We start from the raw sequence: 404 nt of genomic DNA on the forward strand, positions 1-404 counted from the left end.
ATGTAGCGGTCGGAGTCGAAGCCGCCCTCCGGATCGTCAGCCAGATCCGGCACGCGGCCGGCGATCTTCAGCGGCAGGTCGGCGACCTCTTCCTCCGGCAGGCGCCGCACGCCCGAACCGCCAGCGAGCAGCCGTCTCCACGATGTGTCAACGCCGACGCCGAGCGGCGAGACCACACCCATTCCCGTGACCACGATGCGTTCCATGAAAATGTTCCTTCAAGCGTCGATGCCGAGATACCAGGCCCGCATGCGCGCGATGCGCTCACGATCCTCGTCGTCCGCCGCCGGTCCCGGCAGCAGGCTGGTGTTTTCCGGTTTCAGTTCCTCGCCGGTCTCCGCGTCGACGAGCAGCGTGCGGCGTTCCTTGCCGGAGCCAGCATCTGCGAGCAGGAAGGCGAGGTC

At 67.3% G+C, this 404-nt stretch carries 1 protein-coding gene and 1 pseudogene; both read right to left on the minus strand.

The genetic code is table 11. From position 1 onward, the window contains the following. Positions 1 to 206: beta-ketoacyl synthase N-terminal-like domain-containing protein (locus AC1D0P_RS30935; protein ID WP_477680223.1), on the minus strand; the 206-nt coding region annotated here is incomplete at its 3' end. A gap of 12 nt (positions 207 to 218) precedes the next feature. Beyond that, positions 219 to 404 (minus strand): annotated as a pseudogene (locus AC1D0P_RS30940) (hypothetical protein); the annotation flags it as partial.

This window comes from Polaromonas sp. P1_G2, assembly GCF_056405515.1.